Genomic DNA, 22266 nt, shown 5'->3' with positions numbered 1-22266 from the left:
TATTCGACTTCTTAACTTCTCATCAATAAATCTCCCTCTTCGATACTGAAAAGGGAGATCTGACAAGTTACTATATAACAAACTGCATATTATACAATTGAGCATATGTCCTATCTAAAGCGAGCAATTCTTCATGTGTACCTTCTTCACTGATCCCGTTGTCTGTTAAAACGATAATCCGCTCGGCATTTCTTATTGTCGATAAACGATGGGCAATGACGATCGTTGTGCGATTTTTGGCCAATATTTCAAGTGATTCTTTAACTATTTTTTCACTTTCATTATCTAGTGCGCTTGTTGCTTCATCAAATATTAAAACAGGAGGATTTTTTAAGAATACACGCGCAATGCTTAACCTTTGCTTTTGCCCCCCTGATAATTTGACACCGCGTTGACCGATATCGGTGTCGTATCCATTTGGAAGTCTCATAATAAATTCATGCGCATTGGCATTTTTAGCTGCCTCAATAATTTCCTCCCTCGTTGCAGAGGGTTTTCCGTAGCGAATATTTTCGATTACGGTACCGGCGAAAAGATAAACATCTTGCTGAACAACTCCGACATTTCTTCTTAACGAATCTAGACTCATATCCTTTACGTTCACACCATCTAGCAAAATTTCCCCTTCATCAACATCATAAAAACGGGAAATTAATGAACATAGTGTAGTTTTTCCTATCCCTGAAGGCCCAACTAGAGCAATATAATCACCAGAGCCGATATGAAAAGAAATATTATTTAAAACACGTCTGTCATTTTCATTATAACGAAAACTAACATTATTAAACTCGATATTCCCTTGTACATTATTCAAATCAATTGCATTAGCTTTATCTTTAATATCAGGATCTATTTCCATGATTTCCATAAAGCGATCAAACCCAGTAATGCCATCTTGAAATTGCATTGTCACATGAGCAAGCTTTTGGATTGGCTCAATCAAAAACGCAATATATAGCAAAAATGTAATTAAATCTGGCAGATCTAATGAAGCGTGGACAATATTAATACTGCCAAATACGATGACTGTGATTGTAATAAGTTGTACGAAAATATCCATTCCTGTAGAGAAATACGCTTCACTTTTATAACCGTTTTTTCTACTCTCAAGAAAACGATTATTTTCAACATTGAATTTTTCTACTTCAAATTCCTCATTCGCAAATGACTTAACAACTCTTACGCCTGAAAGACTATCTTCTACTTGAGCATTGATGTCAGCAATACGATCCTTATTTCTTCGAAGTGCAATATTTACTTTTTTATTAAAATAAAGCGCAAACAAAACCATGAATGGCAAAAAGAGAAAGATAGCTAACGTTAATTTAGCATTGATCCAAAACAAAATAACGAAAGCACCAACAAATTTAATAAAATACTTCATATAATCTTCAGGTCCATGGTGGTACAGCTCTGACAAGAGCAATAAATCATTCGTAACTCTAGACATTAATTGCCCCGTTTTTTGTGTATCATAAAAATTGAACGATAGTTTTTGATAATGCTCAAATAATTCTTTTCGCATATCGCTTTCCATCATTGCACCCATTTTATGACCATGATAATCCACAACAAACTGACATAGATTTTGAATGATCACCAAGACAAGCATGATTCCGCAAACAATATAAATTTGGCTTAATGAGTTTGAAAGATTATTTTCTAAAATATCCTTTGTGATGTATCTTGTTAACAGAGGATACAAAAGCGCAATGCCAGAACCGACTAAAGCACAAGTCATTAAAGTATAAAATAACTTCAAATACGGTTTGTAATAAGATAAAAATTTCTTAATTCTATTATTCACGAATTTACCCCTCTAATGTTAGATTTCTTAAATGCAATCTAAACATATAAGGGGAGTACATTAATGATTAACTTAATGTTTCACCCCTATATGTTATTCCTAAGGTTGTTTGATTTCTCATTGATATGTCCTCCTTCAAGTTTCGTTGGGTAAATTATACAAAATAAAGCCAATATTTAAAAGATAAAAAACTCCTTTATAAAAATTCCCCTCAGGAAACACAAAGATAAAAGCCCAATTTCTCGACAAACAAATTGAGAAATGGACTTTACTCTGAGACATTATAGTCTAAATACTTGGCGCTATAATTCAAAAAACGAAACTTATCAACTTATTGTATTAAAAAGATCGTGTCATTCAGGATTGTTCATAAATTGAATGATTTCAAACACTGCCTGTTCAGCTGATTGCAGCGCACCTTCGAGATGTCCGCCAAAATGTGGACTAGCCTCCGTGCCAGCAAAAAAGATTTTATTTTCCCATCCACCTGTTATTTGCGGTTGACCATAGCTCGGAAAATCTTTAAGCAGATCGAAATCTTCTTCAACAGCTGTTTCAGAATCTCTTGACCAATCCTTATAAAGAACAGCATTTACGTTTTTAGCTGAGTGCCCAAAGAGTCTAACTAATTGATCAATGACCAATTTTAAAAGTTTATCCTCGCCTAGCTCCGTGCGTGTTTTTGCTGGTATTCCGAAAAAACCAAATAATGCGCCTGAACCTGTTTCTGGAGATGCATCATGGATTTCTTGCAAAGGACCGACCCAGCTCGTTGCAAATCCAGAAAGTTCCGATTCCCTCCAAAAAGGTCGATCATAAATGGCAACTGCCTTCGCATGTCCCGCCATCCACGTAGGCTTGTTCATAAGGTTAGTAATAAGATTTGGCTGTAGAGAAGGAGAGAATTCAATATGACGTGCTACAATACGAGGTGGCAATGCAAGGATAACGGCACTTGCAGAAATCATTTTTCTCTCACCATTAGCAGAGTTTGCTTCAAGCGTTATTGTACCAGCTTTATCTAGCCGAATGGCTGTAACACGCATTTCTAAATCTATCTCTTCTGTGGGAATCGTATCTGCTAGGGCATTAATAAGGGACTGCACACCTCCTCTGAATCGAACCGAACCTACATTGGCATTTTCCGGTAGCATATAACGTTTTGGTGGTTCGTTTTGTAATCTTTCTACAAGCATTGCCCCTTTCGTGTATTGGTCAAAAATTTCTAAATTCAGTTCTTTAACAAGATTAGCAATTGTACTCTCATACTGCGGCCAAAACCATGTCGGTCCAAGGTCAAAAATTTCTAGGTTGGGGCTGTTTGGATCAGAAGTGCTCAAGACTCTGCCGCCTATCCTGTTTCTAGCTTCTAGAACCTTGCATTTGATGCCATGTGCATTAAGCAGCGTTGCAGCCCGAAGGCCACTTAAGCCAGCTCCAACAATGACAATTGGTTTATTCATATCTCTTCCTCTTTCATTAAGCATGTTTGCTGTCTGATAGAATAAATCTCCCTAAGTAAAAAATGCCTCTTTGATACGTTCTTATGTTTTTCAACCTTTGTACATGCCTATCATATAGAAGCATTTTTTATAAAGCAAAAGTCATTCATATCCACAACAGGCTTGTTAACATAATAGCGATCACCATTATAAATATATCTGTCATATGGTAAGAGGTAAAACCTTCATTTATCATTTTTTCGCAGTTATGATGAAAAACACAGTACTTCCTTCGACTATGCTACTACTTCTTTAACTTTAGGTAATTGTTGAAGAAATAAATCCATCCATAATGCTCACTTATCCTAAAGAAAACCTCTATTGTCTGTATTCCAGTAATATTAGAATTCTGATCATTAAGTGCTTTTATTTATACCTGCCCAAAAGATAATTGGAATAAGAAGTAATGAAAGGACAGCACCAGCTAAGGACAGGATTCCATAACTGGATTGTGCTACAACGATTCCAGATAGACCTCCCCCTAGTGCTCCAGATAAAGCAATCCAAACATCAATCGAACCTTGCGTCTTAGCCCGAGTAGAAGCGTGAGTTGCATCTACAAGGATTGCTGTGCCACTAATTAAACCAAAATTCCAGCCAAGTCCTAGTAAAACAAGTGCCGTAATGAGTACTGTCATTGAATCAGCAGACCCCATAGCAGCTACTATGCCAGAAGCTATTAATGTCACAACAGAAGCAATGACCATTACAGCGCGGCCAATTTTATCAACAAGAAAACCAGTTACTAATGAAGGCAAAAACATAGCACCTATATGAAATCCAATGACAAGCCCTACTGCATTCAAACCATGTCCATGGTGTCCCATATGTATGGGTGTCATCGTCATAATGGCCGTCATCACAAATTGAGTAAGAATCATTACCATAGCTCCTGCAAAAATACCGCGCCTATTTATAGATAATGAGGTAGCATTTTCGTCTGAAGATAATTTACTAGTTGCTCTTTTAGCATCTGATATTGCTTTTGCAACAATATAAGGATCTGGCCTAAGAAAAAATAAAAGAACCAAACCAGCAAGTATGTAAGCTGCAGCAGCTAATATAAATGGTCCAGCTAAAGCAGGAACACTTATAGATATAGCGAACTTCCCCATAACATCCACCAAGTTTGGACCAGCTACGGCACCGAATGTTGTAGAAACCATAGCCATACTAACAGCTTTTGCTCTTTGGGTTGGACTTGCTAAATCTGTTCCCGCATAGCGCGCTTGTAAATTTGTCGCCGATCCTGCACCATAGACAAGCAGTGAAACAAATAAAAGTGGAATGCTATTCAAGATTGCCGAAATAACTACTCCAATAGCGCCGATGCCTCCAGCTACAAAGCCGGTTGCAAGTCCAGTGCGCCGGCCAAACGCTTGAGAGGATCGTCCCACAAGCAGTGCAGCTGCTGCTGAACCTAATGTAAATAACGCTGTCGGTATTCCAGTTACACTATCTGCACCTAACATGTTTTGCGCAAGTAGCGCACCTACAGTTACGCCTGCTGCAAGTCCAGCTCCGCCAAAAATTTGGGATATAACAATTACGATTAATGTTCTTTTATATAAGTGTTGTTGTTTTTCTGAAGAAATAATGTAGCTTTGCATCCAAGCTGATTGAGTGTCTGACAATTTCACATTATCCTTAGCTAACATTATTTAACCTCCCTTTCTAGAAAACTATTTCTTTTACTATATTGCAACTAGATTTAAATCATCATAGCACGCACTAAAAAACCATACAATGTTATAATTGTATGGCGAACAATGTTAATTAATATCGTTTAGCAAACGGTTAAGAATAATCATTCCTTGCTCAACCTCCTCAAGAGTTTCTGGAGCACAAACAGCAATTCTCACTGCCCGATCTGGACAACTATTTCCAACTACAAAACGTTCAGCTGCATACACTTGCACTCCTTGCTTTGCAGCTAACGTTTCAAATTCAGCCCCTGTTATCTTTCCAGGTAATAGCAGCCAACGAAAAATACCTGTATCATCACCTAAACACATATAGTCTGTTAAATATTGATTGATAACCTTGTTTCTGAGAATGTTTTGTTCCCGATGCCTCTCGATTAAAACTTCGAATTGATTCGATACAATCGTACGTGCTGCTAGTTCTGCTAGTAATGGAGAAACGGATACATTTAAATTATATAGTGCCCTTGATATTGACTCTTTATATTGTCTCGGAACTGATACATAGGCTAGCCGTAGTCCTGGTGCAATTGATTTAGATAAACTTGCAATGTATATAACCTGTTCTGGTGCAAATGATGCAACTGCTCGAAGAGGATTTTCGTGGAGGAGATGATATGACGCATCTTCAATAATGAACTGATTATACTTTTTAGCAATTTCTGCAATCACTTTTCGCTTCTTGACAGACATAAAGGAAGCTGTCGGATTATGATAATCTGGGATCAAGTAAATGCCTTTAATGTTTTCATTTTTACATGCTTCTTCAAAGGCAGATGGACTCATCTCATAGTTCTCCGATTTTATCGGTATTATTTGCACACTGAGCATCGCTGCAACAGTTTTTAAGCCTGGGTATGTATGTTGATCAACACCAATGCGATCACCAGGTTTACAAAGACTTGCCAGTGTAGCAGCAATCGCATTTTGACCACCGTTTGCAAATAAAATGTGATCAACGGATGTTTCGAATCCACCTCTACGAATTAGCTTTATAGCAGCATCCTTTTGCCAAAGGCTTCCGCCTGCTCGACCATATGAAAACCATTTTTCATAATCTGTATCTTGAATCATACTTTTCAGTTGAAGTAGCAGTGGCTCGTAAGAAGCATTATCTGGCAGGGTTGCTCCCATTTCAATTAAATGCTTTGGTTTTGTATCTTCAAGTAAATAAGCATTCGATAATGCATCATACGATACAAATGTTCCGCTTCCAACGATCGCACTTAATAAGCCCTTTAACTCACAAGCTTTAAATGCTTTTGAAATCGTACTCAAGTTTAAATCTAAATAATCAGCCAATTCTCTCTGCGGAGGAAGCTTTGTTCCGGGTAATAACAATCCATTTAATATATCCTGTTCTAATTTCCTTGAGAGCTCCTTGTAAATAGGCTTTTTAGTTTTATCAATTGATGGCTTCCAGCTCATTGGATAGTTTTCAAAAGAATTAATTGGCATAATACGCATCCTTTTCACACTACATTTTATTAACAATGTATATCTTCTTTTTATATAAATACCCGAATTTTTCTATTGACAGTTATTTAATGGGATATCGTCACTTATCGTTTTAACAACTATAATAAACGAATGAGGCTACTGTCAAAAGGTGCTCTTTTCCTTTGTTAAACAGTTCACTAATATATTATTTGTAAGAGATTTTGAATGGTGCTGCTACAATTAAAGCTTGTCGATGCACACGTTTCTGGTATATCTTCATTGTTAAGCAAATTGAATATGATTTCAACCTGCCGCAGTATCAGACAATGCTAATCATATTTGTGTGATTATAAGTTATACATTAAAAAGGATTTTACTAGCTTTATACGAATATATAAGAAGAGTGTGATTTCCAAACAAATGAGGTGAAAAAATGTCTATAAATATCAAGACATTGTTTTTAATCGATCAAAAGGATGATTTGAGCGCAGAATTTAGTAAACTAGTTTCAATGATGAACTATACAAGAGTGATGACGCTTGAAGAAGTAAAGGAATTAAGTGTAGAGGAACTGGATTTCCTTTATGATGAGGAAAACGCTAATTCAATTGGGATGTTGCTTGCACATATGGCAGCAGTAGAAAAAGCATATCAAATAGAAACCTTCCAAAATCGTGAGTTAACAGAAGCTGAAATAAATAGTCTGAATCCAGCTTTGGATTTAGGGAGCATAGCACGCGAACAGATTAATGGTCATAGTATAGACTTTTATTTAAAAGAGCTTGCTTATATCCGACATCAAACAATCGAAACATTTAAAACACTCGAAGATGAATGGTTGTTTAAACAAACTCCATTTTGGTTTGGCGAGCAAGCCAACAATTATTTTAAATGGTTTCATGTATTCGAGGACGAATTAAATCATCGAGGACAAATAAGAATAATTAAAAAGATGATTGCGAAGAAGATGCACGCTTAGCACAATAAACAATAGAGCCCCACTTTTGTTTAAGTGGGGAAGGATTAGCTTTACATAAAAAGATCATTCACAAACTGATTACTATCAATTTTCCATCCACTATCAGGAGCAAAACGAATGAGATGGATCGTACCATTAAAGATATGACGTTTTGAATGTTTATCAATCCATTCAATTTCGACCGGCACTTCAAGAAACAATTCGTCTTTTCTATATGGCTTTACATATATTTGTCTTGGCTTTATATTTTCAACTTTATTGAATTCCTTCTTCCAATTTACTTTCTGGACCGAAGCGGCCGAAACGATTCGCTTATCTTTTTGTTTTATGCCCGCAACATATGCTTGGATGAGTTCCTCTGCCTGTAAGCTGTTAAGGTGTTCGTTTAATTTGCCTGCTGATTTCATGATCATAAGTTGATGAGAAAGATCCACAGATTTTCTTCTATGCGTTGTACTGTCTTTAAAATGAACGCAAAAATGACCACGAAAATTATTGTCCAACTTCCCAGCGCCATGTGGCATGCCGTGCATCGAAGCAGCAATCCATTGATCATTATGAATGACAATGATCGCTCTTCTCTTCCAACTCCATTTTCCGCTATAAATATCGTTCATTATCTTTGTATCTTTTTTAGTCAACGGCTGAACATCCGCATGTCCACTTCCCGCTCTCCTCTGTACATTAAATCTTTTCCCCGTCTCAACATCCAAAATCGTAAACTTGCTATACCTTGGCAAGATTTCATTGACCTCATCCCAAGGCAGCATTTCCACCGAAATTCCGATTCCTTCATTCTTTGCCAAGGCAAATTGTCCATTAAACAAAATGGCAGAAGCTAATAAAATAATCGAAAATAAATAACGCATGCACACACTCATTTCTAGATTTTTAAAAAAAGTTTTCCAAAAATGTGTGGAACCTATTCATGATTTAATAATTAAAAATAGGTAAAAATAAATTGAAAATGGTCGGGAGGGATGACTAAATGGGTGCGATTGAAAGAGATGGATATATATTTGAGCCGGAATATAGTGTTATTGAACAAAATGGAGCGATTCATGTATATCATAATGGAGAGTTTCTAGAAGAACTAAAATTTACGTTTCATGGAAAATATCCGGAAATAGATCAAATCGAACAGCTTGTTGCGGATTATTGCAGAACAAATGGAATTTAAAAAGCACCACTACTAAATCGTGGTGTAGCATTAAGGAGCAAAATGGGCAAAAAATCTAAATATGATAACCGTTAATGCAAAGAATGATATCGTGCATATACAAGCTAAGTGCAGGAGAATGTATATAACTTTTCGTTTCCCTTTAATAAAAAAAGAATATATAAAACCAAATATTGGGTTGAGCATAAGGAAAATTAAAGATATCGGCCCCAACACTTTATCCACTATCGTTGGTATCAATAGCTGTAAAATAAAAACACCGATAGTAGCTTCTAAAGAAATAAGTGATACTTTAGAAGGGTTTCGAAAAAATTTCTTCATACTTTTCTCCTTATGGTGTTTTTATAAAATATATTCAAATTCTCAAGGTCTATTCCCTTATAGAACATCTATATTGCTTTTCAAATACTGGAACTTTGTTTTTTGTCATTCCGTATTTGACACAACCCTTATCCCATCACCCTGAAGGAGTAAATCATATCGCGATGGGCTTTTTTGTTTGGTAAATTTGCATTCGAACTTAGACTATCCCTCAACTTGGAAATTCAAATTTAAAAAACTGCTCCAATTTATTCAGCACTTTCTATTTGTTCCTTTATTAAGTTCAATACTTTTTCCCATAATTCCTTCATTTCTTCTCTTACACTTTCATCCGAAAGGTGTTCCTGGTGAAAACTAATCGTTGTTTTATTTTCCTCTTTGTGTAAAATCCTTATTTGAACGGTTGAAGTTTTCTCCCATTTTTCCTTCTGCCAAGTAAGCCGAATTTGTTGTAAAGGCTTAATGACTCGGATTTCTCCTTTCCCCATTTCTGAGCTGAACGTTTCACCTTTTTGTAATGGAAAACTTTTAACATTTCCCAACCATAATGATAAAACTTCCTTTGAAGTAATAAGTTTCCATGCTTCTTTATGTGAAATTGGAAAAGTTCTCCTAACACCTATTTGAAATCCAACTGCTTTTGTTTGTCCTACTACATTCTCTCTCAAAAATACTACCTCCATTTTTGCTTTCCAGCATGTATAATAAAATAAATATTTAATCTATTTTCTAGGAGAATAAAAATGCGCATTAAAAAGATAAATAAAGAAAATGCAAAGAAAATTATAAATTGGAAATACGAACCGCCATACGATTTTTATAATATGGATGATACAGATGAATCATTGCAAGAGTTGATACAATATAAAGGAATTTTTGATGATGAAGAGCTTATTGGCTTTTATTGCGTTGGATCATTTGCTCAAGTGCCCTTCGGTCGAGAAATTGGGTCATATCCAGAAGTAGAAGGATTATTAGATTTAGGTTTCAGTATGAAGCCAAAGTTAACAGGTCAAGGTTTTGGTTACCCATTTATTAGCTTTATCATGGATGAGGTAGAACAAAAGTATAACTTAAACATAATCCGTTTAACGGTTGCTGAATTTAACAAAAGAGCTATTGCAGCTTATAAGAAATTAGGCTTCGCAACGCAAACATCTTTCATAGCAAACGATACCGCTTTTTTAGTAATGGTAAAAAATTTATGATGTAAAAACCTTTTCTAAGTCAAAACGAAAGCGGTCAGACTGCGAACATTCATCTAATGTCTTTTTAAGTAGTTTAAGCGTTAAGTCTTTTGATTTAACAAGGCCTTCAAAGCGCAAATCAATAACCCATTCCCAAATATCTTCTAATTTTCTTTTAAGGAAATAAAATTCGAATGCATCTATTTCAGGAGTGGTATATTCCATATGCTTTTTGTACTCTTGTAAAAACTGCTTGGCATACGGCTCCAATATCGGCATAATAAGATCTTGTTCTTGCGGCGCAAGTTTTACACACTCCCAATCAATGAGCATTAATGTTTCACCTTGCATGATATTCCAATTATGAGCATCAGCATGGCACAATACATAGTTGAGTGGTCTACTTTTTAAGTTTTTAGACAAATATTCCATTCTTTCAATCTTTTCAAATAAAATACTAGAATATGGTTTAATAATTTCTAATACTTCATCTTTCTCTTTGTTAAGCTCATGTTGAATAAATGAAGACAAAAAATGACAATAAACAATATCGAAGGAATCAACAGCCTGCAGTTCTTTTAAATCAGATGGAACTTCTGATGTGCTTTTATGGAGTAAACCGATAATTCTTGCTAGTTCATTAATCTGATTAGAACAAAGCGTTGCCTCAGCGATTGTCTCACCTTCTATAAACTCGGAAAGTAAGTAAACATATCTTTCGTCTTCACATTTAGTGCTTTCATTCATCGCAAAGATTGGGCTGACTATATGATTTTCTAATTCCGTCTTATCATTCAGCCACTTAACTAAAGGGATGTATCTGTCGATAGCATCTATCCACTGAATGATAGATGACCTTCTTTTGCTATACACTTTTAAAAAATAGTTTCTGTTCCGACCCTCAATGAAAAAAGCTAACGCAGACCATCCGCCTGTTCGTTGTTCTATCCTAGCCGCGTCTATATTGTAGTACTCTTTTAAAATTTTTGTTATTCGCTTATTCATTTCCATTATGTCCCCGCCTTTAGCTACCTTTTCAACCATATTAGACTAGTATCTGTTGAAAAATTCACCACATTATAAAGAAATAGCACTTCTTTAACACTATTTTCCCATATGAAGTCATTAATATCATGATGAAAATAGCGTAAATCAATCACATATATTTCTTCAAAGTGATTGGCCAAAAAAGGAATAAATACATGAGCATATGAATCTTTCATAACGGCTAATTTCCGGCCATTTTTTACACTTGATTTTATTGTCACTAAACTATGATTGCCATTTAAAAAGAAGGAATATTGATCCTTTTTCTTTAAAAAAGACCTCGCAAATAATGAGTTTGATATCTCATTTTTATCATTAAATTGTACACTGTAAGTTGTATGTTTCAAGGGTTCAAACATTTCAATTTTGTCAGGCTCTACACGATGTCCAACCACTTTTGAGGCAAATGTTCCATAAAAATCATTGGATAACATTTCAATATTAAAATCATCAATAGAATAAGGCTCGAATCCAAATGTTTGCGCCGCCTGGGTATATGCGTAATACGCTCCCTGCATGGTCCAATGGTGATCTGTTTTAAAATAAATTGGTTCGTTTTTATGGTCTATTAGCGCATCTGTTACAGTAATGAACTCAATAGAATGTAAGAGCTTTTTTTGTATATCGTCCAACACTTCTTTTTGAGAGTATGACTGGCCAAAAATAGGCAGTTTTTCCTTGTAAATTTCAACTGATGTCGGTGCGAGCAACATATAGTAATCAAGATGCTTATTTTTTTCTGCAAAATTACTGATATACTCGATGTTTTTATTCAATTGATCCTGTGGTTCTTTAAATCTTTCAAATAAAAAACCGTCTTTACCGAAGTAAATTCCATTTGATTCTTGCTTTAACATCGCCTTCTCAGAAACAGCTTTTATTTGCAGCCAGCTCTTTTTCCATGCAAATTGATCCGATATATATAATTCATATTGATCCATAAATTTGCCGGTAAGAACATTTTTCAGTGATAACGTTGGCTTTTTTTCCAATATACGATTTTCCTGTTCTGAAAAGGTGGTATCGCGAGTCATCATATGTAAAATACAGATCATCCCTAGAAAGCATACGAACATAGTGACTATAATTTTATCAGTAATACGCATGTTCTTCCCTCATTAGAAGCGAAAATATAAAAATGGATTATACGATTCATTTACTAGAAAAGCTGTCGATAGCAACAGAATAGCAAAATAAACAATTGGCGAAAGTAATGGTATAAATCTACTATTTTTAAATAGATTAATAATCGGCAGGGCTGCAATAATTGCAATAATAAACATAACACCATGTGTATAAAGCTCATAAAGAGTTTGTTCATTTAAAATAGGGTTTTTTGTCAGTCCAAGCATGATCATCAAATATTGTAATCCTTCATAAAGATCTTCAAAAACAAATAATACCCATCCAATTAAAATAAAGAAAATGAAATATAAATGTTGCCATACAGGATGAAGTTGTATTAATAGTTGTTTCAATCCTGCCTTTTCCACCGCAATGAATACTCCAAAATAAAGTCCCCACACTACAAAATTCCAAGTTGCCCCATGCCAAAAGCCAGTTAATCCCCAAACAATGAAGAGGTTTACGTAAAGCTTAAGCTTCCCTTCCCTGCTTCCGCCAAGTGGAATATATACATAATCTCTAAACCATCCACCCAATGTCATGTGCCATCTTCGCCAAAACTCTGTAATGCTTCTTGAAATGTATGGATACTGGAAATTGATCGGGAAGTTAAAACCAAACATTCTTCCTAAACCTCTTGCCATATCGGAATATCCACTAAAATCGAAATAGATTTGCAGTGCAAATGCGATGATTCCGAGCCATGATTCAATAACTGTCAGCTCTGAAAGGCTCTGCCCCTCTATAGTGTTCCATAGCAGACCTATATTATTGGCAAGCAACACTTTTTTGCCTAGCCCAATGATAAATAAGCGGACTCCTTCTGCAAATTGATGTAAAGAAACACGGCGATGAATCAACTTTTTTTCAATCGATTCATAACGGACAATTGGACCTGCAATTAACTGTGGAAATAAACAAATATACATAGCTAAAGCAATTGGATTTTTTTGCGGCTGCACCCTTCCTCTATATACATCAATCGTATAGCTCATCGATTGGAACGTGTAAAATGAAATTCCAATTGGGAGCGGCAATTTCAAAGATTCAAAATCTGTTCCTATTAACATATTCACATTTCCAATGAAAAAATCCGCATATTTAAAGAAGGCAAGGATGCCGATGTTAATAATTATTGACGACAATAGAAATAATTTCGAACCAATTCTTCCCTTATACTTAGCGATCAATAATCCGTGTATATAATCTATCATCGCTGAAAAAAGCATCAATAAAATGTAAATAGGCTCCCCCCATGCATAAAAAATTAAACTAAGTATGAGGAGGAGCAAATTTTTTAATTTCATTGGACTGATACTATAGAGTACTAATGTAATAGGCAAGAATACAAAAAGAAAAACTAAACTGCTAAAAACCATTTAACCACACCTAATCAACCAAAATCATTTAAGTTTATCATCAAATATTTTTTCTAATTTTTCAGGGTGTTCATACGTAATGTAGATTAAGTAAGATCCTTTTACCTTAATAATATTATTATTTACTTTTTCAAACTGATCAGGTAAATATTGTTCCCATGTGTTAGTTTGTGCTTCCTTTTCTTTTTTTAACGCCTCGATCAATCCATCCACTTTGGATTCATCTTTAGCCTTTAATATAATAATTTCGTCAGAATTAACGTTCATCATCGCTGCGATAATATAACCTTCCTCTAAATCATTCGCGTTTATTGCCAATTTTTCTATTAGAAAATCACTATCCGGATTATTCTCATCCTTCTTAACAAGGTCACTTTCTATGTATGATTGTAAAACTCCATCTTTCAGCGCATCAGCAACCCCCACTGCTGATAAATCTTCCCCAATTTGTTCTTTTATACTACGTGCGATTTCTTCAATAGATACACCCGAAGCACCCGCTTTATTATTTGCTTCACCGCTGCATCCAATAAGTGTTAAAAGTATAATTGCAATCATTCCGGTTAAACCCATTGCTTTTTTCATGTTAGCACCTCGATTTTGATATTGTTCTCCATAATCTTTGACGAAAGTTTTATGATTTTGTTTCGTTTCATAAGATATTTTTTTTTCATGTGATAAGGATACGGTTCAAAATATAGATGCAAGTATGTTCACAATTTGTCAAACCTTATAAGCTATTTAACTTTGTAATATGGGTATGATAATTAAAAGAAGAAATCCTTTTTCTTACAAGGGGAGTTGGAATATGTATAAAAAACATGAAAAAGGTCTTATTTGGCTCGCTTTTGGTGTTGCAGCGATCATGTTCGTATCCATACTTGGTAGGATCTTTGGTGGATAAGGGGAGGTAAAGTAGTTGGTAAATGAAGATGCTTTATTTTACAGTCGAATTTTAACGGAGCTTACACTTTCTTTCCATATCATATACGCCACGATTGGTGTTGGAATTCCACTCATGATTATGATTGCTCAATGGGTAGGAATTAAGAAGAATGATGAGCATTATATTCTTCTGGCAAGAAGATGGACGCGTGGTTTTGTTATCACTGTTGCAGTTGGAGTTGTCACTGGAACCGCCATCGGGCTGCAGTTATCGTTATTATGGCCTAATTTTATGGAGCTTGCGGGAAATGTCATTGCTCTCCCCCTTTTCATGGAAACTTTCGCTTTTTTCTTTGAAGCTATTTTCTTAGGTATTTATTTATACACATGGGATCGATTTGAAAACCAGAGAAAACATTTACTGCTGCTTATTCCAGTTGCTATTGGCGCTTCTTTTTCAGCAATCTTTATTACAATGGTCAATGCATTTATGAACGCACCACAAGGATTTGAACTAGTAGATGGCCAGCTCATTAATATTAATCCTATTTTGGCCATGTTCAACCCAGCCATGCCAACAAAAGTGGCGCATGTTGTTGTGACGGCTTACATGACTTCAGCTTTTGTCCTTGCATCAATTGCAGCTTTCCGATTATTAAAAGGCTCTAATCATGTTTATCATAAAAAAGCATTGGGTTTAACTATGAAGCTCGGCCTTATCTTTGCAATCGGAGCTGCAATCATTGGAGATTTTTCAGGTAAATATTTAGCGGAATACCAGCCCGAAAAATTAGCAGCTGCTGAATGGCATTTTGAAACTGAAGGTAAAGCACCGCTTATTTTGTACGGAATATTAGATGATGGAGAAGTGAAATATGCAATTAAGCTTCCTTTTGCACTAAGTGTATTAGCACATAGTGATCCTACTGCCGAAGTACTCGGATTGGATCAGTTTCCAAAGGATGAAATCCCCCCTCTCCATATCCATTATCTATTCGACATTATGGTCACAATTGGAATGTGGATGGTTGTCTTATCCTTTGTATTTTGGATAGGCATAAAAAGGAGATGGCCAATTGTTGAGACAAAGTGGTTCAGATGGTTGATTGTATTAGGTGGCCCCCTCTCTATTCTTGCAATCGAGGCAGGTTGGTGGATGGCGGAAGTTGGTAGACAGCCATGGGTGCTCCGAGGTTTGATGCGTACCGCCGATGCGTCAACATCAAGCAACCAAGTAGATCTTATGCTTATCCTTTTTGCTGGCTTATATGTCATTTTGGCAATTGGAACGATTGTCGTTCTAAGCAGGATGTTCAGAAAAAATCCTGTTGAACGTGAATTGGAAGACAGAGCTGCTGAAAAAGGTGGTGCGTCATCATGAATTTAGAAATACTCGGGATTTTAGTTCTTTGGACTTTCCTATATGGATATGTCATCGTTGCGTCCATTGATTTTGGAGCCGGATTTTTCAATGCGTATAGCGTGTATGCAGGAAAAAAGCATATATTAACGAATATCATTCAAAGATATTTATCTCCTGTTTGGGAAGTGACAAACGTTTTTCTTGTGTTCTTTTTTGTCGGAATGGTTGGCTTTTTTCCAAAAACAGCTTTTTACTACGGAACGATCCTTTTAGTTCCTGCCAGTATTTCAATTTTATTGCTTGCGATACGCGGATCTTATTACGCATTTGAAACATACGGTTCAAGAGGGCATAAAGGATATGCGTTTATGTATGGATTATCTGGATTATTTATTCCTGCTTCTTTATCCATTGTACTCACTATTTCTGAAGGTGGATTTGTCTCGATCGTTGACGGTAACCCCGTATTAAATTACTGGGAATTATTCTCAAGCCCGCTTACATGGAGTATTGTTGTGTTAAGTCTTGCGGCTGTTTTATATATTTCTGCAGTCTTTCTAACTTGGTATGCCCATAAAGCGAGAGATACGAAGGCAACTGAGCTAATGAGGAAATACGCGTTGCTCTGGGCATTTCCAACGATTGTAACAGCAGGCGGCATTATCGTTGAGCTGCGTTTCCACAATCCTGAACATTATGGAAGAATTTTGAATTTGTGGTGGATGTTCGCCTTATCCTTTCTAATGTTTATCGGTACTGTTTGGCTTATTTGGAATCGAAAACATTACGGACGCGCTTTCGGATTGCTTACAGGTCAATTTGCACTAGCGTTTTATGCTTATGGATTTTCCCATTTTCCTTACTTACTCTATCCCCATTTAACGATTTATGATAGCTTTACAAACAAAGCAATGGCGATTTCACTTATAGCTGCTTTTATCGCAGGGCTTTGCTTATTAATCCCCTCATTATATTTGTTATTACGATTGTTTTTATTTGATAAAAAGTATGTCGAAGGAAAATCGGATTATCATCCTTAAGGAGTGTGCATAACATGACAAGTTTCTTTATATTTGCAGCACCTTTTATTGTGCTGGCGTTATCGATTGGTGCAGCATTTTGGGCGGCATTGAGAGAAGAACCTTATATAGATGAATAGTGTTATTAAGAAAGCAGCCTTAATCGATAGGCTGTCTTTTTTTAAAACTCATCTTGTACGTACCTGTTAAAACGAAATTATGACCAGGTGCTAACACCACTACTTCTGTTTAAGGCTTAGTCATAAACAACATCGAATTTTGTTTTAGCAAGATAATATATCAGCATAATGTTAAATGCAAAAAAAACAAGCATCCATCGAATGCTTGTTTTTCATTATGCATTTTAATACGTATTATATACATTCTCACACTCTGTACCAGTCGGCTCATAAAAACAGTGCAGCTTAAAGCGACCTACAAATGGTTGATTATACCATGTCGAAGGACAATCTCCTTCTGGTCTGAAATACCACAAACTATATTTGGATGGCCAAAGCCTATGTCCATTGATTGATTTTCTAGCTAGAGTTTTTTCTGCCTCCCTAGCCCTCTGGTAAAAATAACCGTGGATCACTGCTTCAAATGCGTGAGGCTGGTAAATCATTTGTGGGATTGTGCGAATACCTTTAAAATCGGAACAATTAGCCCTGATCCGGTTGATGCCTACATTCCCAATCATGAGCATTCCTTGTGTTCCTTCCCCTTCACCTTCAGCTCTTAAGAGTCTTGCCAACAAATCTATATCTGCTTCCCTGGCTTTTACAACAGCCATACCTCCACCTCCATCAATCATTACATATTCATCATATTTTAAGATGACATGTTTGTTGACGGAGGTTTTCGATTAAAAATGTGTTCTTGCCAATTCCGCTACTTTTTCAGGTTCTTTATAAGTTAGAGATTCTTGATGAATCGCTTGAAAAAAGCTAACATCACTCGTCCCTAGATTACCAATTATAAGGCGCGGAATAAGACGGGCATGTATAGGCTGCGTACATGAAAAATCCGATGATAATTGCATGGATAGGTTAAAGCTGGCAAAGCCTTGTTCTAATAGCGCAGCGAAAATAGATCTTAAACCTTTAGCAAAATCATTCAAATCATGTTCTGTAATGTCATGGACTGACGTTGATTTAGTAAATATCCCAATAAAATCATTATGACTCTTTGGCGAAAATGCATGGAGCCAGCCTACATTTCCATTTTCTCCAATCCATCTTTCTCCTTTATCCTTTTCTGTTTTATAAAGTTCTGTAAAATAATCATTGCCGGTTGCAAGTTTGAAACGATTACCATTCTCATTAACATCATTCTGATAGTTTGTCGGTGATTCAGAAATAATCACGTGTAAATGAGGATGTAAGATGCTTCCACCTGAATAAGGTAGATAGTTCCAATTTATTGAAAAATTTGTTGCTTGTTTATCTGTTTCTGCTACCTTTTTAATATAGTTTAATGCAGCCATAAAAGCATTTTTAATCATTGGTTGAGAGAATTCTTCTAAACGTACATAATGTTGATTTGAAAAAACGACTACTCCATTATGCTTACTATATGGGAAAAGGTTAGGAAACACGATCGCTTCACCATGGAAAATCCTGCCTTCCTCCGCAATTTCGTATGGAAACACAGGAGTCATCTTTAAAATATTTTCAGAACAAAAAGGACAATTTTTTCCAGCTGTTTGTTCAGCTGCTTCCGTATAATCAGGTGGTGTCGGAACTAAACCAGGATCAAAAACAAGTCTAGATGTTTCACCGGTTAAAGGATCGAAACGAATTTCAGTTTTTCTTTCAAGCTTATTTCCCTTGCTATCAAAAAATGTAAAGCATTCTTCTTTTTTATTGAATGTAATTGTCACGACCAATCCCTCCTACATTTAATTTTTTATGAAATATTTTTTCCCATACCTTCCATGGAATCATATTTTTCATGATTAGTGATGCCTTAACCCCTTTTCCAATTGGATATCGGAGCTTTGATAGCTCTTTTCGAGAACATAAATCAACGATGAGTTGAGCTACATCTTGTGGGTTTCCATAGTTTGATGTTCCTGACTCTAATTCCTTTTCTATCGCTTTCAAATAAAAAGAGTAAGGGGAAGTATCAAGCATCGAGTTTTTAGCAATTCTTTTACCCTTCGTCCATATGTTCGTCTTATATGAACCTGGTTCTATGAGAGCTACATCTATTCCAAATGGTTTAACCTCAAGACGCAAACATTCGGACCACCCTTCAAGGGCATGCTTAGAGGCAACATATGGAGATAATCCTGGAAACCCCATTTTTCCTGAAATACTGCTAATATTGATGATCTTCCCTCTTCGTTGTTTTCTCATATAAGGAAGTACTGCTTGCGTCACCTCGATTAAGCCAAAGAAGTTTGTATTAAATTGTTCTTTATATTCTAAGATACTCGTTTCCTCACAAAAACCACCAAACGCGAATCCTGCATTATTGATTAAGACGTTTATAGACGATAGTTGTGATAATTGACTAGAGAAATGTTCAATCGATTGTTGATCGGTAACATCGAGCTGGATGAAGCTAATTTTTGATGTAATCGACTCTTGTTTACATAACTCTATTATAGTATCCTTATTTTGCATATTTCTCATTGTGGCGATAACCGAAAAACCTTTTTTAGCTAACTCAACTGTCGCCAGCATTCCAAATCCGCTTGAAGCTCCTGTAATGATAGCTGTTTTATTCATTGATCTCTAACATCACTGGACAGTGATCGCTCCCCATCACATTACAATGAATCTGTGAATCTACTAATCTTCCGGCTATTTTTTCTGAAACAATGAAATAATCAATTCGCCATCCGATATTACGCTCCCTTACTTTGTTCATATATGACCACCATGTATAGGCTCCTTCTTCGTTTGGATAAAAATGACGGTAAGAATCAATAAAGCCATTTTCAAGTAGTGTCGTAAACTTCCCTCTCTCTTCAAAAGTAAAACCAGAATTCCCGGCATTTGATTTTGGATTTCGTAAATCAATCTCTTTATGAGCAACGTTCAGATCGCCGCAAAGGATAACAGGTTTGACCTTGTCCAATTCCTTCAAATATTTAAACATTCGATCTTCCCAAGACAAGCGATAATCGAGTCTCGCCAAATCCCTTTGAGAATTCGGGGTATAAACATTAACTAAAAAGAAATCTTCATATTCTAATGTAAGGAGCCTTCCTTCAGGTTCTTCTTCCTCTTCCCCCAATCCATACGCCACGTTTAAAGGTTGTTTTTTTGAAAAAACTGCTGTTCCAGAGTATCCTTTTTTCTGAGCATAATTCCAGTATTGAAAGTACCCTTCTAGTTCCAGTTCGATTTGGCCAGCCTGCAGTTTTGTTTCCTGAAGGCAAAAAATATCTGCATTTACTTCATTAAAATAATCTAAAAATCCTTTTTTAACACAGGCTCTAATACCATTAACATTCCATGATACAAGTTTCATCTAGTTATTCCCCTCTATTTCCGGTATAAAATTGAATCCATGATCGGTTCATAGCCGATTTCCATATAGATTTTGTTGGATGTTGGATTATCCAAGTCTGTATATAAACTCGTTGTTTTATAGCCTTTTTCTAACATTAAACTAGAAAGGGCAGAAACACAGCTTGAAGCATAGCCTTTTTTTCGATTTTCTATCGGTGTAAAGACTAAACTTATACAAATATTACTTCTTGTCGGTCGACTTATGCTAGCCATTGCTACAAGCTTTCTATTAATCTCCCAAGCGTATATTCTTTCACTTTTAATAAAAGCAAGTGCTTTTTCTTCAGATTCCTCCCAATTTATACTCTCACCTATTTCGTCGCAAAACATAAATACCCAATTTTTCACAACAGGAAGATCAACCATATTTACAAGTCGTAGTTTTCCGTTTGAAGCTGGTTCCTTTTTAATTTCAGTTAATTTATAAATTCTTTGATTCATTTGAACGTAGTACTGTGGATTAATATAATTGGCTAGTTTTTCAGTGAAATTTCTTTCACCAATCAATCCCGGAATCCCATTTATTTGTTCACTTAATAGCTTTGCAATCTCTGAAATCTCTTTATCAGAAAATCGTGGTGGCTTCGAAATAATAATTTGCTGTGGGTGAGTTTGCAATAATACTACTAATAATTCATCTTCTTTTGTAATTGTAGCCATTAGGTATATAGTTGATTCTGCGGTTAAAGAGTTAAGAACACCAATAGGAAGATTATTTTCAACTTCATTTTTTTCGAGATGCGACAATACGTCTGACCTAAACTTTTCGTGATCATCATACTTCCTCAATGTTATCATTTATTCAACTCCTCTTTAATATCATTAAGAACTTTAGCTATGTCTTTGTGTGGGATGGGCAAATAAGGCTGCAATTCTTCCCAAGCGTGTTCATTTTCTTCATTTCCTGTCGATCCAAAGAAAATTTGCGAACCAAAATCAGCTATTTCTTGGAGAGCCCAACGATATAAATAAAATTCAAATACTTCTACATGTAGTTTTGCATACGGATGAAATTTATAATATTCAAATAAAAATGAATGGAAAAATTCGTTTCCGGTAAATGCCATAATATCTCTTTCTATCGGACCATATGCTAATTCACCAAAATCAATTAAGTGAAGATTTCCTTTCAAATCTCGCATAATATTGGCGTAATTTGGATCTCCGTGCGTAATACTGAAGCTTAATGGCAAGGCTTGTAGCTCAGTTTGCATTTTCTTCATCTTGTTCAAGGTTGTAAGTATATCCTCTTGTTCTTGAACAAATAAATCCTTTGCCCTGCGTCGATAAAAAGTATCAGCTTTCCCTGTATGTAAAATTTTAAATATATCTTTCTCAAAAGGATTGTCAAATTGTTCACATGGAAGCCCCTCGAAGCGATTTTTATCATATTGATGTAAATCGGCCATCATTGAAGCAATTTGTTCTGTGTCTAACAAGGTAAGACTCCCTTCATATATAGATACTCCTTGAATAAATGGAAAAATTGATATTTGGTACGGACCAAAATAAACTACGACATCACCATTTTTTGTTGGAATGGGCGGGAGCAAATACGCTTTTTTATCGTGATTATACAAAGTATGTATCGCTGATAAAGCTGGGAACAAATCTCTTTCTGTTTTAATAGCTTTTACAAAATATGTTTTTTCCATTTCAGTTTGAAGAGTGTAGCAATATCCTTCCTCTCCTTTTGGAATAAAATCTATCGTTATTCCTCTTTCAATTTTAAAAGAATGATTGATAAATTCCAATAAACTAGCCGTATGAATCGTACTATTATCTACTTTCACAAGTCTGCCTCC

At 35.7% G+C, this 22266-nt stretch carries 23 protein-coding genes; 6 read left to right on the top strand and 17 right to left on the bottom strand.

The features are described 5' to 3' along the window. Positions 1-70: 70 nt before the first annotated feature. The 4 genes from KHA96_RS03960 to KHA96_RS03945 form a co-directional block, all read right to left on the bottom strand. The gene (locus KHA96_RS03960; RefSeq protein WP_213127976.1) at positions 71-1807 is read right to left on the bottom strand and encodes an ABC transporter ATP-binding protein; all 1737 of its coding nucleotides are present in this window, start codon (positions 1805-1807) and stop codon (positions 71-73) included. Between the two features lie 353 nt (positions 1808-2160). Then, positions 2161-3270 carry a flavin monoamine oxidase family protein gene (locus tag KHA96_RS03955; RefSeq protein ID WP_213127975.1) on the bottom strand — a complete coding sequence of 370 codons (1110 nt, stop codon included), beginning with the start codon at positions 3268-3270 and terminating at the stop codon, positions 2161-2163. Positions 3271-3665: 395 nt separating this feature from the next. Then, on the bottom strand, positions 3666-4967 hold the full coding sequence (locus tag KHA96_RS03950) for an MFS transporter (protein WP_213127974.1): 1302 nt from the start codon (positions 4965-4967) through the stop codon (positions 3666-3668). Between the two features lie 114 nt (positions 4968-5081). Next, positions 5082-6470 carry an aminotransferase-like domain-containing protein gene (locus KHA96_RS03945; protein ID WP_213127973.1) on the bottom strand — a complete coding sequence of 463 codons (1389 nt, stop codon included), beginning with the start codon at positions 6468-6470 and terminating at the stop codon, positions 5082-5084. 415 nt (positions 6471-6885) lie between these two features. On the opposite strand from KHA96_RS03945, the gene KHA96_RS03940 reads away from it, so the two are divergent. Next, entirely contained in the window at positions 6886-7431 is a 546-nt protein-coding gene (locus tag KHA96_RS03940; protein WP_213127972.1) for a DinB family protein, read from the top strand. 50 nt (positions 7432-7481) lie between these two features. Here KHA96_RS03940 and KHA96_RS03935 read toward each other — a convergent pair whose 3' ends face one another. Then, a complete protein-coding gene (locus KHA96_RS03935; protein WP_213127971.1) occupies positions 7482-8300 on the bottom strand; it encodes a hypothetical protein in 819 nt (272 codons plus the stop codon). Between the two features lie 119 nt (positions 8301-8419). Here KHA96_RS03935 and KHA96_RS03930 point away from each other — a divergent pair, with 119 nt between their 5' ends. Beyond that, entirely contained in the window at positions 8420-8611 is a 192-nt protein-coding gene (locus tag KHA96_RS03930) for a YbxH family protein (protein WP_213127970.1), read from the top strand. 30 nt (positions 8612-8641) lie between these two features. On the opposite strand, the gene KHA96_RS03925 is transcribed toward KHA96_RS03930, so the two are convergent. Further along, on the bottom strand, positions 8642-8932 hold the full coding sequence (locus KHA96_RS03925) for a hypothetical protein (RefSeq protein WP_213127969.1): 291 nt from the start codon (positions 8930-8932) through the stop codon (positions 8642-8644). A gap of 248 nt (positions 8933-9180) precedes the next feature. Next, positions 9181-9600: an SRPBCC family protein gene (locus KHA96_RS03920; RefSeq protein WP_349305656.1), complete on the bottom strand. Its 420-nt coding sequence runs from the start codon at positions 9598-9600 to the stop codon at positions 9181-9183. A 75-nt stretch (positions 9601-9675) separates the two neighbouring features. Between KHA96_RS03920 and KHA96_RS03915 the strand changes: the two genes are divergently transcribed. Continuing rightward, positions 9676-10140: a GNAT family N-acetyltransferase gene (locus KHA96_RS03915; protein WP_249315256.1), complete on the top strand. Its 465-nt coding sequence runs from the start codon at positions 9676-9678 to the stop codon at positions 10138-10140. Here the strand turns inward: KHA96_RS03915 and KHA96_RS03910 are convergent. The 4 genes from KHA96_RS03910 to KHA96_RS03895 are packed head-to-tail and all read right to left on the bottom strand — an operon-like array spanning position 10135 to position 14255. Next, the gene (locus KHA96_RS03910) at positions 10135-11130 is read right to left on the bottom strand and encodes an aminoglycoside phosphotransferase family protein (RefSeq protein ID WP_213127967.1); all 996 of its coding nucleotides are present in this window, start codon (positions 11128-11130) and stop codon (positions 10135-10137) included. The two genes, KHA96_RS03915 and KHA96_RS03910, sit on opposite strands and share 6 nt — an antisense overlap. 17 nt (positions 11131-11147) lie before the next feature. Beyond that, positions 11148-12272: a DHHW family protein gene (locus KHA96_RS03905; protein WP_213127966.1), complete on the bottom strand. Its 1125-nt coding sequence runs from the start codon at positions 12270-12272 to the stop codon at positions 11148-11150. A gap of 12 nt (positions 12273-12284) precedes the next feature. Then, positions 12285-13670, bottom strand: coding sequence for an MBOAT family O-acyltransferase (locus KHA96_RS03900; RefSeq protein WP_213127965.1), 1386 nt, complete (start codon positions 13668-13670; stop codon positions 12285-12287). Positions 13671-13694: 24 nt separating this feature from the next. Then, positions 13695-14255, bottom strand: coding sequence for a DUF4358 domain-containing protein (locus tag KHA96_RS03895; protein ID WP_213127964.1), 561 nt, complete (start codon positions 14253-14255; stop codon positions 13695-13697). A gap of 334 nt (positions 14256-14589) precedes the next feature. On the opposite strand from KHA96_RS03895, the gene KHA96_RS03890 reads away from it, so the two are divergent. The 3 genes from KHA96_RS03890 to cydS are packed head-to-tail and all read left to right on the top strand — an operon-like array spanning position 14590 to position 17077. Further along, positions 14590-15936 carry a cytochrome ubiquinol oxidase subunit I gene (locus tag KHA96_RS03890; protein ID WP_213127963.1) on the top strand — a complete coding sequence of 449 codons (1347 nt, stop codon included), beginning with the start codon at positions 14590-14592 and terminating at the stop codon, positions 15934-15936. Further along, complete coding sequence (locus tag KHA96_RS03885) at positions 15933-16958, top strand: cytochrome d ubiquinol oxidase subunit II (protein ID WP_213127962.1); 1026 nt, start codon at positions 15933-15935, stop codon at positions 16956-16958. Before KHA96_RS03890 ends, KHA96_RS03885 begins: the two co-directional genes overlap by 4 nt. Before the next feature lie 14 nt (positions 16959-16972). Beyond that, complete coding sequence (gene cydS, locus KHA96_RS23460) at positions 16973-17077, top strand: cytochrome bd oxidase small subunit CydS family protein (RefSeq protein ID WP_481748203.1); 105 nt, start codon at positions 16973-16975, stop codon at positions 17075-17077. Between the two features lie 224 nt (positions 17078-17301). On the opposite strand, the gene KHA96_RS03880 is transcribed toward cydS, so the two are convergent. The 6 genes from KHA96_RS03880 to KHA96_RS03855 all read right to left on the bottom strand — a co-directional run bounded on the left by KHA96_RS03880 (position 17302) and on the right by KHA96_RS03855 (position 22254). Beyond that, the gene (locus tag KHA96_RS03880) at positions 17302-17730 is read right to left on the bottom strand and encodes a cell wall hydrolase (RefSeq protein WP_213127961.1); all 429 of its coding nucleotides are present in this window, start codon (positions 17728-17730) and stop codon (positions 17302-17304) included. Between the two features lie 72 nt (positions 17731-17802). Continuing rightward, positions 17803-18819, bottom strand: a complete 1017-nt coding sequence (locus tag KHA96_RS03875) for a hypothetical protein (protein ID WP_249315255.1) — start codon at positions 18817-18819, stop codon at positions 17803-17805. Continuing rightward, positions 18800-19672, bottom strand: coding sequence for an oxidoreductase (locus tag KHA96_RS03870; protein WP_213127960.1), 873 nt, complete (start codon positions 19670-19672; stop codon positions 18800-18802). Before KHA96_RS03870 ends, KHA96_RS03875 begins: the two co-directional genes overlap by 20 nt. Further along, a complete protein-coding gene (locus KHA96_RS03865; RefSeq protein ID WP_213127959.1) occupies positions 19665-20420 on the bottom strand; it encodes an exodeoxyribonuclease III in 756 nt (251 codons plus the stop codon). Before KHA96_RS03865 ends, KHA96_RS03870 begins: the two co-directional genes overlap by 8 nt. Before the next feature lie 14 nt (positions 20421-20434). Next, entirely contained in the window at positions 20435-21259 is an 825-nt protein-coding gene (locus tag KHA96_RS03860; RefSeq protein ID WP_213127958.1) for a GNAT family N-acetyltransferase, read from the bottom strand. Further along, positions 21256-22254, bottom strand: a complete 999-nt coding sequence (locus KHA96_RS03855) for a phosphotransferase (protein ID WP_213127957.1) — start codon at positions 22252-22254, stop codon at positions 21256-21258. Before KHA96_RS03855 ends, KHA96_RS03860 begins: the two co-directional genes overlap by 4 nt. Between the last annotated feature and the right edge of the window lie 12 nt (positions 22255-22266).

The organism is Bacillus sp. FJAT-49711 (assembly GCF_018343715.1).
GTDB lineage: Bacteria > Bacillota > Bacilli > Bacillales > Bacillaceae_C > Lederbergia.
This window is presented reverse-complemented; position numbering and strand designations above follow the sequence as displayed.